This is a genomic window from Endozoicomonas sp. 4G, from assembly GCF_023822025.1.
GTDB lineage: Bacteria > Pseudomonadota > Gammaproteobacteria > Pseudomonadales > Endozoicomonadaceae > Endozoicomonas_A.
Genome location: NZ_CP082909.1, coordinates 3,038,880 through 3,054,006, shown reverse-complemented (window position 1 = coordinate 3,054,006; position 15,127 = coordinate 3,038,880). Strand labels below are relative to the sequence as shown.

The 15,127-nt window shown below is 49.4% G+C and carries 14 protein-coding genes; 5 read left to right on the top strand and 9 right to left on the bottom strand.

All coding sequences use genetic code 11. The features are described from left to right. Positions 1–20 precede the first annotated feature (20 nt). From sctF to sctD, 3 genes are read right to left on the bottom strand one after another with little or no spacing between them, the layout of a single operon-like run. Positions 21–260 carry a type III secretion system needle filament subunit SctF gene (gene sctF, locus K7B67_RS11875; RefSeq protein ID WP_252176092.1) on the bottom strand — a complete coding sequence of 80 codons (240 nt, stop codon included), beginning with the start codon at positions 258–260 and terminating at the stop codon, positions 21–23. 52 nt (positions 261–312) lie between these two features. After that, entirely contained in the window at positions 313–567 is a 255-nt protein-coding gene (locus K7B67_RS11870; protein ID WP_252176091.1) for an EscE/YscE/SsaE family type III secretion system needle protein co-chaperone, read from the bottom strand. Next, entirely contained in the window at positions 542–2,032 is a 1,491-nt protein-coding gene (gene sctD / locus K7B67_RS11865) for a type III secretion system inner membrane ring subunit SctD (protein ID WP_252176090.1), read from the bottom strand. Before sctD ends, K7B67_RS11870 begins: the two co-directional genes overlap by 26 nt. 510 nt (positions 2,033–2,542) lie before the next feature. On the opposite strand from sctD, the gene K7B67_RS11860 reads away from it, so the two are divergent. Continuing rightward, entirely contained in the window at positions 2,543–4,252 is a 1,710-nt protein-coding gene (locus K7B67_RS11860; RefSeq protein WP_252176089.1) for an AMP-binding protein, read from the top strand. 524 nt (positions 4,253–4,776) lie between these two features. Then, positions 4,777–6,102 (top strand): group II intron reverse transcriptase/maturase, encoded by a 1,326-nt coding sequence (gene ltrA / locus K7B67_RS11855; RefSeq protein WP_252176088.1) that lies wholly within the window; start codon positions 4,777–4,779, stop codon positions 6,100–6,102. Between the two features lie 113 nt (positions 6,103–6,215). Here the strand turns inward: ltrA and K7B67_RS11850 are convergent, their stop codons facing one another. Next, a complete protein-coding gene (locus K7B67_RS11850) occupies positions 6,216–7,229 on the bottom strand; it encodes a hypothetical protein (protein ID WP_252176087.1) in 1,014 nt (337 codons plus the stop codon). Between the two features lie 351 nt (positions 7,230–7,580). On the opposite strand from K7B67_RS11850, the gene K7B67_RS11845 reads away from it, so the two are divergent. Both K7B67_RS11845 and K7B67_RS11840 read left to right on the top strand, forming a co-directional pair. Continuing rightward, entirely contained in the window at positions 7,581–8,867 is a 1,287-nt protein-coding gene (locus K7B67_RS11845; protein WP_252176086.1) for an ATP-binding protein, read from the top strand. Continuing rightward, positions 8,855–9,475 (top strand): hypothetical protein, encoded by a 621-nt coding sequence (locus K7B67_RS11840; RefSeq protein WP_252176085.1) that lies wholly within the window; start codon positions 8,855–8,857, stop codon positions 9,473–9,475. The genes K7B67_RS11845 and K7B67_RS11840 overlap by 13 nt, the downstream gene beginning before the upstream one ends. Before the next feature lie 49 nt (positions 9,476–9,524). Here the strand turns inward: K7B67_RS11840 and mltC are convergent, their stop codons facing one another. The 5 genes from mltC to purM form a co-directional block, all read right to left on the bottom strand. Further along, positions 9,525–10,700 carry a membrane-bound lytic murein transglycosylase MltC gene (gene mltC / locus K7B67_RS11835; protein WP_252176084.1) on the bottom strand — a complete coding sequence of 392 codons (1,176 nt, stop codon included), beginning with the start codon at positions 10,698–10,700 and terminating at the stop codon, positions 9,525–9,527. Positions 10,701–10,727: 27 nt separating this feature from the next. Then, a complete protein-coding gene (gene gloA / locus K7B67_RS11830; RefSeq protein ID WP_252176083.1) occupies positions 10,728–11,135 on the bottom strand; it encodes a lactoylglutathione lyase in 408 nt (135 codons plus the stop codon). Between the two features lie 128 nt (positions 11,136–11,263). Next, positions 11,264–12,016 (bottom strand): DUF3108 domain-containing protein, encoded by a 753-nt coding sequence (locus K7B67_RS11825; RefSeq protein WP_252176082.1) that lies wholly within the window; start codon positions 12,014–12,016, stop codon positions 11,264–11,266. A gap of 48 nt (positions 12,017–12,064) precedes the next feature. Next, positions 12,065–12,730, bottom strand: a complete 666-nt coding sequence (gene purN, locus K7B67_RS11820; protein ID WP_252176081.1) for a phosphoribosylglycinamide formyltransferase — start codon at positions 12,728–12,730, stop codon at positions 12,065–12,067. Between the two features lie 38 nt (positions 12,731–12,768). Beyond that, positions 12,769–13,824: a phosphoribosylformylglycinamidine cyclo-ligase gene (purM, locus tag K7B67_RS11815; RefSeq protein WP_252176080.1), complete on the bottom strand. Its 1,056-nt coding sequence runs from the start codon at positions 13,822–13,824 to the stop codon at positions 12,769–12,771. 227 nt (positions 13,825–14,051) lie between these two features. Here purM and K7B67_RS11810 point away from each other — a divergent pair, with 227 nt between their 5' ends. Beyond that, positions 14,052–15,125, top strand: a complete 1,074-nt coding sequence (locus tag K7B67_RS11810) for a DUF2066 domain-containing protein (protein WP_252176079.1) — start codon at positions 14,052–14,054, stop codon at positions 15,123–15,125. Positions 15,126–15,127: the final 2 nt, after the last annotated feature.

Sequence of the window (15,127 nt, the reverse complement as noted above, 5' to 3'; positions counted from 1 at the left end):
CCTCTTGCTGTTTGCCCGGCTTACAACTTCTGGATAATGCTCTGGAGTGTGTCCTTGATGGATTTGATGATGCTGGACCTCAAACCCTCAATGATCATGTATTTGTTGAACTCAACCTGAAACTCGACCATGTCCTTGGTATTGTTAGGGTCCATGTTCGATATTTTGCTTTTCAGGGCCTGATCAAGATTTTCAGCGGTTTTGCCAAATACATCCTGTACATGATCAAAGTTTAAGTGGTTGGCTGCCTTCTGTGCCATGATCCCTCTCCCTGTTGGACTGCTTTGTAGCTACCAGACGGTGTTTGTTTAATCAGCTCTTTTTGTGATGAGTGTTCCAGGTCTTGTCAACCACTTCAACAGCGGCCATCAAGGCTGTGATCATCTTGTTGTTGGTCTCAAACTCATCGGGAGAAAGCCCTTTATCCCGCTCTGACTTGAGGCGAAAGGCTTCATCCACCAATTCCTGCAGCACCTGCTCTCTGAGTTCACCGTCTGTGTCGAGAATCAGGCGATCTTCGAGGCCAGAGAGGCGGACTTTCTCATTGTCGGTTTGTGGATCCTTCACTGTTGCCTCCAAGACGATATTTGATCCGATCTGTGCCTTTTGATAATAAAAGATAGTCAAGATTAATATCTTCAATTATATACCCGTTGGCCAGTTTTGCGCCGATCAGGTATTTGGCCCCATCTTCCATGGTGACAAAGGGCACCCTTCCCATACTCACTGACCGAATCTTCAGAGAAGGAGCCAGTGGGGTACTGATCACTTTGGCAGGTGCTCCAGCCGTTTTGGTCGCTAATCTCAGCTGGGGCTGATTGCCGTATTGTTTTCTGAAACGGGTGATCACGTCGTTCAGGTTATATACCTGTTCATCGTCCAGAAGGTGGCCTTCTAAAGTGATTTGGTTAGGTTTTTGTATCAAATGTATGCGGGGGCTCAGGCCTTTCTCCCTGAGCATGGACTTAAGAGTGTTAAGGCGACCCGCCTGATTTTCTACTTGATCGACAACGGAAACCAGTCCGTGAACCTCCTGTTTCAGGGCGGCAATGATTTTTTGCAGCTCCTCAGAGCTGGCAACGTAACCGGTCATAACCAGTGAGCCAGGAGAGTTATCCAGCTCCAGGCTGAGGGATGTATGTCCCTGATTCTTCAAAAGTGCATCGGCATTGGCTCTTAATTCACTCATCACCACCAGTTGTGAACTGAAAGGAATCCCCTGTTCACGAAGTTCACGCTGGATGGTTTGTTTATCACTCATTGTCAGGGTATAGCCAGAGACCAGAATGCTCTGGTCAGGCAGTTCTTTCAGTTTGATGTTTTTCTGGTTCAGTTGACTGCGGATCTGTTTGGCCTGGTCAAGGTGGCTCATTTTGGGAGGTGCCTCTTCAGAGCCACCTGTAAGCAACAGGATAAGAAGCAGGAAAAATGTCAAAATGCTGGCCGGGACGCCGATCAACCATTTCCGGTCAATATTCTTCAGAGGGTTCTCAAAGTCTTCTGAGTCGTCTTCATCCTCTTCGTCTTCCTCGTCGTTATCATTATCTATTTCATTCAGTTCATCGCTCAGGCTGTTCAGGTCATCATCATCAACCTCTTCATCGTCTATCAGGATGTCAGGAGCATCAGGGAAGCCCTCATCTTCATTCTGTTCAGCGTCAATATCCTGATCTGCTGCCGGTTCTGGTTCAGGTCTATGAAGCTCTGGCAGGGGTTGATCAGGCCAGTCGGCGTCCACAGGGCCCAGAGAAAAAAATAGTTGGCTGGAGGTTATGATGTCAAAGTGATCGGCATTCAGGGCCGAGCCCTGGGGCAGACCGTTTTTGTAAAGCAATCCGTCTTCAGATTGACTGGACAGGTTGATTTGACCTTCCGGGCTGATGTTGATCACCAGCTCCTGGTCACTGAGTGATTCGTCGGTCAGGACCAAATCACACTGATCGCTCTTGCCCAGAGAGTGACTGCCGGGTTCCAGTGGGATTTCAGCCCCCTGGTGATTACCGGAGAGTATTTTGAGGTAAAACTCGATCATGACGTCTACCCGAAGTGCTTTCCTTAGCTCGTGGTTGTTTTAGCTTTCCCGGAGCCTGTCTCACTTCATCGGTCTTGAATAAAAAAAGTGAAATAAACTTTTTGGACTATCTTTTCCCTGAGAAAGATTTTAGAAGCATCATTATTCAGGTGATTTAAACCCTAGGTTAAGTGAAACTACTTATCTTTTCCAGAGTTGTTTCTATCATCTACATCTTTGAGCAAAGTGTTGATAAGGTTAGGTACTGATGTTTATCGGTGTGTTTTTAGTGGGTTTACCCCGTCGTAGATCTCGTCGTAGATCTCGTCGTAGATGAAGATGCACCCAAGCGGCTGTAGGAGCAAAGATCTGATGGGTCGTGTGATGAATGTTTTACGACAGAAGTCTTGCAGGTCCGGACAGAGCCAACACTCTTATAGAAATCATGACGTATGCGGCATTCGGCGAACAGAAATTGAGGTACGCCAGTCATCGTCGCATGAATAACAAGAAGAGAGCAGGTACTTACTTATGGAAGCATCTTTCTGGAGCGACAAGCGTCCGGCAGGCGTTGCTGAAACCATCGATCCCGATCGCTACCCCAATCTTTTGGCGATCATAGAGGAGCTTCTTGAGAAAAATGCCTCCCGACCGGCATTTACAGGCATCGGGTATACTCTGACCTACGGCGAAATTGATCGCTACAGTCAGCAGTTTGCCAACTACCTTCGTGAACACACCTCCCTGAAGCCTGGCGACCGGATTGCCATTCAGATGCCCAACCTGCTTCAGTATCCCATAGTGGTATACGGAGCAATCAGGGCAGGTCTCATCATTGTTAACACCAACCCCCTCTACACTGATCGGGAAATGTTACATCAGTTTAACGATTCCGGAGCAAAGGCACTGGTATTCATGGATAACTTTGGCCATCTGGTTGAAGAGGTCGTGGAAAAAACCGGCATTGAGCACCTGATCGTAACCCGGCTGGCCGATATGCTGCCATTTGCCAAACGCACCCTGATTAACTTTGCGGCAAAGCACGTCAAGAAAATGGTGAAGCCTTTTAATCTGCCAAAGGCTGTACCTTTCCGGGATGCACTGACTCAAGGCGAAGCCTGTCAGGCTATCCCTCTTGAAAATCCTCCTTCCCTGGAAGATCCTGCCGTTTTCCAATACACGGGGGGAACAACAGGGGTTGCAAAAGGAGCGGTGCTGACTCAACGTAATCTGATTGCCAATATGCTTCAGGCCGCGTCAGCGCTTTCACAGTTAGATGCAAGTGGTCAGCCGGTACAGCAGATTGGTAAAGAAATTATCGTGGCACCCCTGCCTCTTTATCACATTTATGCTTTTACCGTTCATCTGCTTTGCATGCCGTACATGGGGAATCAGAATGTCCTGATTGCCAACCCCAGAGACACCAAGACCTTTATCAAATTTATCAAGCCATGGCAGTTTACCGGTTTCATTGGTTTGAATACGTTGTTTGTCAGCCTGTTGAATCATCCGGATTTCAAGGAGTGTGATTTCAGTCAACTGAAACTCACGCTTTCCGGCGGTACGGCGTTGCAGAAAGAAACCGGCATTCGCTGGCAGAAATTCACCGGCTGTTATGTCTCAGAAGCCTATGGTTTGACGGAGTGCTCTCCGGCTGTTTGTATGAACCCTTTTGGTGACATTGCCCAGCTGGGGACTGCTGGCCTTCCGGTATCCAGCACGGAACTCAAGGTGACTAATGATGAGGGCGAAGCTCAACCCATCGGGGAGCGAGGTGAGCTTTGTGTGCGTGGTCCCCAGGTCATGAAGGGCTATTGGCAAAGGCCAGAAGCTACTGCTGAGGTGTTGTCTGAGGATGGTTGGCTGAAAACTGGCGACGTGGCTGTTATTAAAGAAGACGGCTTTGTTAAAATCGTCGACAGAATTAAGGACATGATTCTGATTTCTGGTTTTAATGTTTATCCCAATGAGATTGAAGACATAGTGGCCAGCTTTGACCGGGTTGAGAATTGTGCAGCCATAGGCGTTCCAGATGATGTTACTGGAGAGAGAATCAAGCTGTTTGTGATTCCTGCAGATGACGGATTAACGGAAGAAGACGTGGTGGCTTACTGCAGGGAGCATCTGACGGCCTACAAAGTGCCTAAAGATATTGAGTTCCGTCGGGAGCTGCCCATGACTCCGGTGGGGAAAATTCTAAGGAAGGACCTGCGTAAGGAAGAGCAGGAAAAAGCTTCCTGATAAAAATGCCGGTGTGTTTGATAAGGGTGTTGCAAAACTCTGGTTCCCATGCTCCAGCGTGGGAACCCATACGTGTGCCGAGCATGTCACACAGCTTGGGGGTGAAAGTCCCCTGTCCAGCCAGATGAGGGCGAAGGACTAGTGAAGCACAAGGTTTGTATCGTGAGGTGCAGGCTGAAGGCAGTGTGGAGCAAAACCGCGAGCCGACGAACAGAAATCAGATATGAGGCTGTTTGCGTGAGGACGAGTCAGCGTATGATGACGAAGTCCATACTCATCCGGACATTCAGGCAGTAGATCTGGCGGTTGTGCGGCGAAGGCGGTGTGACTTACCTCGGGAGGTCTGTGTGGTGTCTGATATTTCGGACTGAGGTCATCGTAAGGTGACTTGACCGCCACACAGAAGTCAGCAGATGGCATAGTAGCTGGCGTATGTCAGTGAAGGCCTGAACGGTACAGAGTGGTGAGTAGTTTCTGTTATTCGATACACTGGACGCAGACAAATCCAGCAAACACTGGAACTCATGCCAAGTGGTCACGGCGGAACCGGAGGCTGCAAGGCTATGAGAGCTGAGGTCGTGTCGGTATCACAGGATTACGAAAGCCCGGCGGGTGGTACTAGACTGATGGAGCGTATCGCCAACCCCAATAATTTAACAAGAGCCTTTCAGCGAGTTAAACGCAATAAAGGCGCAGCAGGGATCGACCGTATGACAGTGGAAGGGTTGTACACCCATCTACAAGAACATGGTCATGAACTGCGACAATGTCTTTTGCAGGGAGAATGGCGTCCTGCTCCCGTAAGGCGAGTACTGATTCCCAAACCGGACGGAGGAGAAAGGCAGTTGGGTATACCAATCGCCTTAGACCGAATGGTGCAGCAAGCGATACAGCAAGTATTGCAGGCCGAGTGGGAACTAAGGTTCTCATCTTTCAGTTACGGGTTCAGGCCGAACCGGTCAGCTCATCAGGCGATTAATCAGGCTCAGTCGTATATCCGAGAAGGATATAACTGGGTTGTGGACATTGACCTGTCGAAATTCTTCGATCGGGTTAACCATGATCGACTGATGGCAAAACTGGCAGTTCACACAGATGACAAGGATGTATTACGTTTAATTCGACGATTCCTACAGTCCGGAGTGATGGAGAACGGGCTGGTAAAACCGCAGACGGAAGGAGTGCCTCAGGGAGGGCCGCTCTCACCTGTGTTGTCTAACATCGTACTGGATGAACTCGATAAAGAGTTAGAAAAGCGTGATTTACGATTTGTACGTTACGCTGATGACTGTCGGGTGTTTGTGCGAAGCAAGAAAGCAGGCGAGAGAGTGATGGCAAGTTTGACTCGTTACATCGAAAGTAAGCTGAAGCTGAAAGTCAACGTTGCGAAAAGTGCAGTTGACAAGGCATGGAGGCGGGCGTTCCTGGGATACAGCTTTACCAGAGATGGCAGGAAGAAGCTGGCAGATAAAACCTGCAAGCGGTTCAGGGACAAGGTCAAACAACTAACCCGCAAAGGCGGGCGGTCACTGGAGCAGAGATTGGAGTCTCTGAATCGCTATTTACGGGGCTGGAAGAACTACTTTCGAGAAGTTGAAACCCGTTCGGAGTTTGAAAACTTTGACTGCTGGATCAGGCGACGATTGAGAAGTTTGCTCTGGTATCAATGGAAGAAAAGTCCGAAGCGATATGCGGAGCTAAGAAGGCGAGGAGTCAGTGAAGAGCTGACGAGGCAGACAGTAGGATCGAGCAAAGGGTACTGGCGGATAAGCCGGAGTCCTGCGCTGCACTTAACATTGCCGAATAGTTGGTTCGATGAATTAGGTTTGATTAGATTATTGGCTGCTTAACTGACCGAAACGCCCAGTACGGACCCGTATGCTGGGTGTTGTGGGAGGAGCGTAGCTGTGAGGCTACGCCCTATCCCGATCTCCCCTGAAAAGCGGACTCTACAGTTTGAGACTTATTTTTTTCTACATTTCTCAAATCGCTCAAGTTCACCCTTTGTATATTGGTAGCCAGGAACATAAAGAGCATAGAGTTCAATAAATAACTCTTCGGTTTTAATATCTACCGATTTCCTATATGAATCTGAATCTGAAAATGAAAATTCACTGTCAGTTTTTTCTACTGTGAACAACGGCTTACCCTTATAAAAGAAGTGAAGCCAAGTGTAGCTATAGCCTCGAAATGAAAAGCCTCTATCCGGGATTCTCTTTTGAGTTATTGAAATATCGGAAGGGTTAAGAAGTTTAAGTAATTCGATGGCATTACTGAATACCTGAATATTCGGGTTAGGGGGTATCCCTCTATTAGGTACATCCTTTTCAATGAGAATAGCTTTTAACCAATGCAAGTGATTTATGGTTTCTGAAATAATGTGACAAGCTGCTGCGTTTTCATCTATTTTTCCCACTACTACGGCACCCTCATGGGCTTGTGGCTGAGAGGGTTGTGTTTCTGTCATTTCATGATGACTGTGTCCTGTCGAACTTTCTGCGTAACTCAGCGACTCTTCAGCTAACGTAACATTATTGAATTTTTGTCGGAGTTCACAAACACCATGACAGGAACCGGCATAACAATTTAAACCAAACGTATGCAGGTCTTGTTCAGGATGTTCATTACCACCGCCAGAACCAGACGACAGGGGGTGGGTGAAAGAGCCTCTGACATGGCTGGTTGTCCCTGAGGCTTGTTGACTGGGTGATTCTGATGACGGGGTTTGTTGGTCACTTTGTTGTTTGTTTTGTCCGGGGAGCATCATAGTAATGATTGTAAACGGGTCATCCCGACTTGCCTCCTGTTGATCCCCTGGGTCAAACAGCAATGAATCGGGGTTCCAATAGCTTTTTAAAAGCCAGCCGACAGCGACAAACTGCTCGACAACAAGATGTCTTGTAAACGAGTCTGCCTGACAGATGGCAGGCAAAGATAAAAGTAGCAACAGCCGTGCCGCAAAAAGCGATTGTTTCACTGTTCGGTGCATCACTTGCTGATGTTGTAGTCAGGAAAGATAGTTGAGGAAAGTGCAAAGTCAATGTGAGTTCGATGTTCGGAATATACCCTCTGACTTCAAACATCACCTTTGTAGAAATCTTTCTGGGCTCTGGTGACTTTTTTCAGATAGTTTCTTGATTCCTGCCTTGGGTGCTTGCGGGTGAGTGCCGAATAGGCTTCTTGACACCGTTCAAGTACGAATAGAAGCTTGCCGATGCGGTGTAAAAAAGTGTCCGGAAAACTCTTGCCATATCAAAAAAGAGGGTGCCCGGATTAACGATCATCATGTAAGCTTGGCGGATAAACAAACTGCGAGGAGCAAGCTGGCATGATTAAACGCCTGGCGCTTAAAAATATTGGGCCAGCCGCAAAGATGGAGCTGGAGTTTAGCCAGCGATTGAACCTGCTGACCGGTGATAATGGCCTGGGCAAAAGTTTTCTGCTGGATATTGCCTGGTGGTCTTTAACCCGTCGGTGGCCCAGGGAGGTGAATAGCCGCCTCACCTCCGGTGGCATGGCGATGCCCAGCCAAGAAGGCGAGGCGACCATTGAGTTCTCTTTTACCAGTAAGAGCAGAGAGGAATCTTACACCAGTCAGTTTGTGCGCAAGGAGCAGGCCTGGAAAGGTCGCCCTGGTCGCCCTGCCAACCCTGGCCTGGTGCTTTACGCCATGACTGATGGCAGTTTTGCGGTGTGGGATCCTCACCGCAATTACTGGCTGCCACAAAAGAATGGTGAAGATATTCAGGAGCGAACCCCGGCTTATGTGTTCTCACCCTCAGAGGTGTGGGATGGACTGGCGGGGGCTGGCAATGCTTCCCTTTGCAACGGGTTGATTCGGGATTGGGCCAGTTGGCAGAAAGAAAATAAGAAGCCTTATCAGCAGTTGAAGGCAGTGCTAAAAGCGTTATCTGCCTCTGATGCAGAGGTGATGGAGCCTGGCGAGCTAACTCGCCTTGGACTGGACGATGTGCGGGATATTCCCACCCTTCGTATGCCTTACCAAAAGGATGTACCTGTGGTGCATGCTTCTTCTGGCATGCGACGGATTATGGCGCTGGCTTATGTGCTGGTTTGGGCCTGGGAAGAGCATAAGAAAGCCGCCAAGTTGCTGGATGAACCGGTAACTAAGCAGATTACGTTTTTGGTGGATGAGATTGAAGCGCACCTGCACCCTGGCTGGCAGCGTCGGATTATTCCGACCCTGATGGGAGTGATGACCAACCTTAACAAACAAACGGCAGTGCAACTGATTACCGCTACCCACTCACCGCTAGTGATGGCGTCGGTAGAACCTTCTTTTGATGAAGCGAAGGATGCCTGGTTCGACCTGGATTTTATTCGAAAAAAAGTGGTGCTGAGCCATCGTGAGTTTGAAAAACAGGGTGAGGTGAATAACTGGTTGTTGAGTGAGGCGTTTGACCTTGCTTCTGCCCGGTCTATTGAAGCGGAAGCCTTGCTTGAAAAAGCCTCAAAATTGCTGGCAAGCGATAAGGCTCCCAGCAAAGCAAAACTGAAGGATATTCACAATCAACTGGTTGAAGCCTTGAATCCGAGAGACCCTTTTCTATTCCGGTGGCGGGCCATTTGCGAACGAAAGGGGTGGATGCAGTGATCCCTGTGGATTTACAAGAGGAACCAGCCAATTTTGATGAGCGTGTTCGCCAGCCGGGTTTAGCCTGGTTGGCGGAACAGGGCATTTCGCTTGATCAGGCACCCGCTGACCCATCCAAACTTCCTAACTATTGGACTCGTACCAGTGAGCAGCTCTGGGAAGCCTATAGTGGTGTCTGCGCCTACTTAAGTATCTACTTTGAATGGGGGACAGGTGCCGCATCGACAGATCACTTTATTGCTAAATCCAGCCTTGCCGGTGAAGCTTATGAGTGGAACAACTTCCGGCTATCCTGCCTGGCACCAAACCGGAGCAAAAACAAATACGATGATGTGATTGACCCTATTGGCATGGCGGAGCATACTTTTGTGATCAATTTTTCATCCGGTGAAATATCACCTAACCCAGCCCTGCCAGCCAAGCAAAAGGCACTGGCTCGAAAAACCATTACCCGCCTTAAGCTTGATAGTCATCAGAACGACAAAATGCGAGCTGAGCATTTCGCTAGCTATATTCAGGGTGACTTCTCGCTGGATTATCTGTCTCGAAAATCCCCTTTTGTTTATACCGAAATTATGCGCCAGGGATTGAATAGTGCAGTTGGTTGATTATTTGGTGAAAGCTGGATTAATACAATAAGTGCAATCGACTGAAATTTCAGACATCACCTTTATAGAAATCTTTCTGGGCTCTGGTAACTTTTTTCAGATAGTTTCTTGATTCCTGCCTCGGGTGCTTGCGGGTGAGTGCCGAATAGGCTTCTTCAGGCTCCATCTGATTGAGGATTTCCATAGCTCGGGTGCGATTGGAGTGGAAGGTTTTCAAAACATTCCCAGCGCCACCGTTGTAGGCAGAGATAATGGCGTAATGTCTCACCCGTGGGTCTCTGACATTTTTCAGGTATCGAGTTTCAAGAAGATGCAGATAGGCAGTGCCTGCATCAATATTGTTGAATGGATTGAAAAGGTACTGCCTGCTGGGCTGTCCGCTGCGACGTTTGACTAGCTTAAAAACATCCCTTCCTGCGGTTGATGGGATAATCTGCATCAATCCATAGGCATTGGCATGACTTACCGCATAAGGGTTGAAGCTGCTCTCTGTTCTCATGATGGCGTAGATCAGGCTTTCTTTGATCTTGTACCTTTGCGACATCTGTCGAACGATATCAGCGTATTGATACTGTCGTTTGATCATATGGTCGCCGACCAGATCAAGATCAACAGAGTAAACCGTTCCCTTGGCGCTGGCACGAGTCGTTAACTGATGGTTGATCAGATAGTCAGCAAACTGACTGGCTCGCCACTCCCAGCGTATGGGTTTGCCCTGGTGGTCGATGACCTGTCCGTAGAGCATGGGTTCTTCGCCAATGGGAACTGCTTTATCGCTGAACAGGTCAACTTCGTCAGGATTGTAAGGCGTCAGCAGGGTGACAATAATCGCATGTTTGAGATCCTTTCTATCCAGTGTTTCAACGTGAACCTTGCCCTGCTCGAAGTTAACAAAGACCCGGGTGCGGTAATGGTTGGTGTACTTGACGTATTCCTTGTTACTGGCGCTTTTTTCGTCACCCCAGTTAACACGGGCTTCGGTCGTCAGAATCCGCACCAGGGCTTCAAAGGCGATCACATCTTTCTGAACGCTTCTGACTTGCTGAACTGTTGAGTAGGCGTCAGCTACCGGCCCACCCAGCTCCCGAACCACAACATCCGTCGCATAGTTAACCACTGCGTTATTGGAGCAGCTTAAAAGCAGAGGAATCATCAGACTGAGGCCAGCCATTCTCTGAGTCTTTTTGATACAGGCATCGAAAGGTTTTTCAGGATTGTCTGGCATTGAGAAGTTCACTTCCCTGTGAAATGTTTATCCCTTGAGTCCCTGAGAGGCACTTTTGCTCTGGATCATTTCGATTTTGTAGCCATCAGGATCTTCGACAAAGGCGATCTCCGTGGTCCCCCCTTTAACCGGACCCGGTTCACGGGTGATCTTGCCGCCGTTGGCACGGATGGCGTCACAGGTGGCATAGATATCATCAAAGCCAATGGCTATATGACCAAAACCCGTGCCCAGATCGTATTCTTTGGTGCCCCAGTTATAGGTCAGTTCAATGACGGCCTGTTCTGATTCATCGGCATAGCCAACAAAAGCCAGAGTGTATTCGTATTGTTCGTTATCGTGCTTGCGAAGCAGCTTCATACCCAGCACATCGGTATAGAAGGCAATGGAGCGATCCAGGTCGCCCACTCGCAGCATGGTGTGTAGAAGTCTCACAGAAAGCTCCTGATATTCAGGTGAAGGAGTGTTGAAACAAGCCGTGCCATTTTATCGGAAAGCGTTAACGACAGACAGAGGAAAAGATAACCTGACAGCCCAACAGGGGCTGTGCAGGGAAAGCTGATCTATTTTGACGGAGTGGGAGTGATTCCCTTAATCGTTTTGCCTTCCAGTTCACCGCCTTTAAACTGAATCAGATAGTCTGACCCGTTCTCTTTTTGATGGAGTTGCACCAGAACATAATCCCAGTCTTTGGCAAACCAGATCCAGGTTTCGCGATCCTTATCTTCACGAACCACTTTTACACGGGTGGTATTAAGAGGGCCGGCAGGTGTGTTCAGTACTTCATCGGCTTCAATCACAAACCGCCTTTCGTAGACCTCGTCATCGTCAACCACCGGGTAGGCCAGTTCTTTCTTGCCCGCCTTTAAGTCCAGCCGAAGTTGCAGCTGGTAGGAGAGAGGGTCCTGGGCACCGGGCTTAAATGAGACGGTTGATTGTTTGTCGTCCTGCTGCCAGGAGGCTTTCATCGTTTTCCAGTCAAACTTGGCTGTTTTGGCGGGTTTGCCGCCAATTCCGCTGCGTTCGTACCGGTAATCCAGGGGACGTACCTGCCCTTTCTGTAAGTTGAAGCGAGTGGTTTCATCCAGGCTGATGGAAGCGATGATAACAGAAGCATTGGCGCTGAAATTCAGAACCCATTGGTCACCCTCTTTTTTCAGGCTGCGAGTGCCTGAGCCGCTGATGCCAGAAACTTCGGCTTTATATTCAGCGGTAAAGGGTTTCAGTGTGGCTTCTGCCGGTTGGGCAGGGGAGGGTGCGCTGGCAATCAGAAGGCCAGAAAAAAGCAGGGCTGTGACGGACTTGTAAGGGGTCATTCAGACAATTCCTTTTCTGGGGAATAGCTCTCCGTGAAGGGTAGGGAGTTATTCCGTAGAGGCGATACTTTTTTCAGATATACGATATCCTTGAGGGCCAAGGGGCTTTTTGTCAAGTGAGATGACATCGTCTTCTACAGTGATTCGGCCAGAAGCAATCCAGTCTATAGCCCTGGGGTAAAGATAGTGCTCCATGACCTTGACTCTCTGTTCCAGTGTCTTTGCCGTATCGGCAGGGGTTATATTCAGAGTTCCCTGCATAACAACCGATCCGCTGTCCAGTTCTTCCGTGACATAGTGAACCGATGTGCCATGTTCTTTGTCACCGGCGTCCAATGCCGACTGGTAAGTATGCAAACCTTTATGTTTGGGGAGCAGGGAAGGGTGAATGTTAATCAGCTTTCCCTGATAGTGCTTAACAAAAGCATGGCTGAGTATGCGCATATAACCTGCCAGCACGACCAGGTCAGGCTTAAACTTATCAATGCGTTCCATTAGCTCAAGATCAAACGACTCCCGGCTGGGGAAGTGTTTGTGGTCAAGGCTGCGGGTGTCAATGCCTGCGCTCCGGGCTCGCTCCAGACCGTAGGCGTCAGGACGGTTGCTGAGCACCCCAACCACCTGATAGCAGTATTGATTCTGCTGGTCGAGAATGGCCTGCAAAGTAGTGCCGCTGCCCGATAGTAATACGACGACTCGACAGTTATCCGTCATGGGTGCTCTCAGTTATTTTTTTAACGGTAAACGACTTTTTACCTGTAAAGGACTTTGTCACCGGAACCTGATTCCATGTGGCCGATGATAAAGGCTTCTTCGCCCAGTTCATTCAGTCTGCTAACAGCCTGTTCAGCCTGTTCTTCAGCAACGCAGACCACCATGCCAACACCGCAGTTAAAGGTCAGGTACATTTCAGACTGGGCAATGTTGCCGCCTTGCTGGAGGAGTTTAAACACTTCCGGAATTTCCCAGCTGTCGGTGTTGATGACGGCGACACAGCCTTCAGGAATAACCCTTGGCAGGTTTTCAGTCAGACCACCACCGGTGATGTGTGCCATGGCATGGATGGGTATTTCTTTCTGAAGCTGAAGCAATGATTTGACGTAGATCCGAGTAGGTGCCATCAGGGCGTCAGCCAGCGGCTTGCCGTCCACTTCGCGGTTCAGGTCCAGCTGGCTGACTTCCAAAACCTTGCGGATCAGGGAGTAACCGTTGGAATGGGGGCCGCTGGATTTCAGGCCAATCAGGGTGTTACCCGCAGTGACTTTGCTGCCATCAATAATGTCGGACTTTTCAACGACACCTGTGCAGAAGCCTGCCAGGTCATAGTCATCGCCCTGGTACATGCCGGGCATTTCTGCGGTTTCACCGCCAATAAGGGCGCAGCCAGCCTGCTCACAGCCTGCGCCAATACCGGTAACGACCTGTTCTGCAACTTCGATATTGAGTTTCCCGGTTGCGTAGTAATCAAGGAAAAACAGGGGCTCAGCACCAGCAACCAGCAAGTCGTTGACGCACATGGCCACCAGGTCAATACCAATGGTGTCGTGTTTGCCCAGATCCATCGCCAGTTTTAATTTGGTGCCGACACCATCGGTTCCGGAAACCAGAACCGGCTCTTGGTAGCCTGAAGGAATCTGGCACAGGGCACCAAAGCCACCCAGGCCACCCATCACTTCGGGGCGTGAAGTGGCTTTGGCCACACGCTTGATACGATCAACCAGAGCGTTACCCGCCTGGATGTCGACACCCGCATCTTTATAGCTCAGGGAAGAAACTTGGGAGTGTGTATCGCGGTTGCTGTTGCTCATCGGGTGGGATCCGCACCGTGGAGTTTAAAGTGGATTCAATGGAGCGGGCATTCTAGCGTAACCCATAACATTCATAAAGCGGCTTGCCGGTGCTCTGTTTGTACCAATAGTATCTGACTGTTTCATAAAGATTTTCTACAAAACCAGAAAATTATGGCAGAATGAGGCGATATTGGACTCCGGACGTTTCGTCTGGGTAATAGTGCCTGTTTTTGATTCCGGACATTATGTTTAAAACGTGCAAGCTGGAACGATTGTTCCCTCTTTCCAGGCTGGTATTCACTCTTATGCTGGCTCTGTTGTCTTTTCAGCTGCCTGCTGCACAGATGAGTGAGCTTTATCAGGTCAGTGTCCCCGTCAGCAGTCAGGACAGTAAGGAAAAAGACCCGGCCGTCAGGCGGGCTCTGTCTGAGGTGCTGGTTAAAGTCACCGGGCAGCGCAGTACCCTGAGTAATGCCGGGGTGGCGCAGTCACTCAGGAAAGCCTCCGAATGGGTTCGGAGTTTTAGTTATGAACGGCGCGACACCGAGTCAGGTCAGCAACTCTTTCTTCAGGTTCGTTTTGATGAAGCAGCTGTCAATCGACTGCTGCGGGACAATAACCTGGGCATCTGGGATTCGAATCGGCCTGATACCATTGTCTGGCTGGCCATTGAAAAGGAAGGTAGCCGACAGATTCTGAGAGAAGCAGAAGGCTCTGTGCTGGTGGCTGATCTCAAGCGGGTTATGGCTGCTCGCTCATTGCCTCTGACAATTCCTTTGATGGACTTTGAAGACAGTAACACGATTTCTGAGGTTGATGTCTGGGGACTGTTTTCAGGCAAGTTGAGTCAGGCGTCAGCAAGATATGGTTCTGAGGCTATCCTGGCCGGTCGCCTGAGCGAAGTGCGTGGCCGGTATCATGGTCGTATCGCCCTGCTGTTCAGAAATCAGCGATTTGATGCCACTGTCACAGACCTTTCTGCCGAAGGATTGGCCCAGGCTATTGCGGATCTTACCGGTAATACACTTTCCCGCCACTATGCAGTCCTCTCAGGAGGGAGTGGCGTTAACCCGATGCTGGAAGTGGAAGGTATTGTCAGCACCCGGGGCTACGCCGGGCTGATTAATTATCTTAAAAGCCTGACGGCAGTAAGAGATGTGATGGTCGTTAAAGTCAGCGGCGACAAAATTCAGCTGGCGCTGTCAATTGATGGTACGCTGAGCCAGTTATCGGATGCTATCGCCCTGGGGCGGAAGTTAAAAGTGGTCAGTAAAGACGATGTCAACCAGACGCTGAAATACCGCTGGCTGGGTAAGTAGAC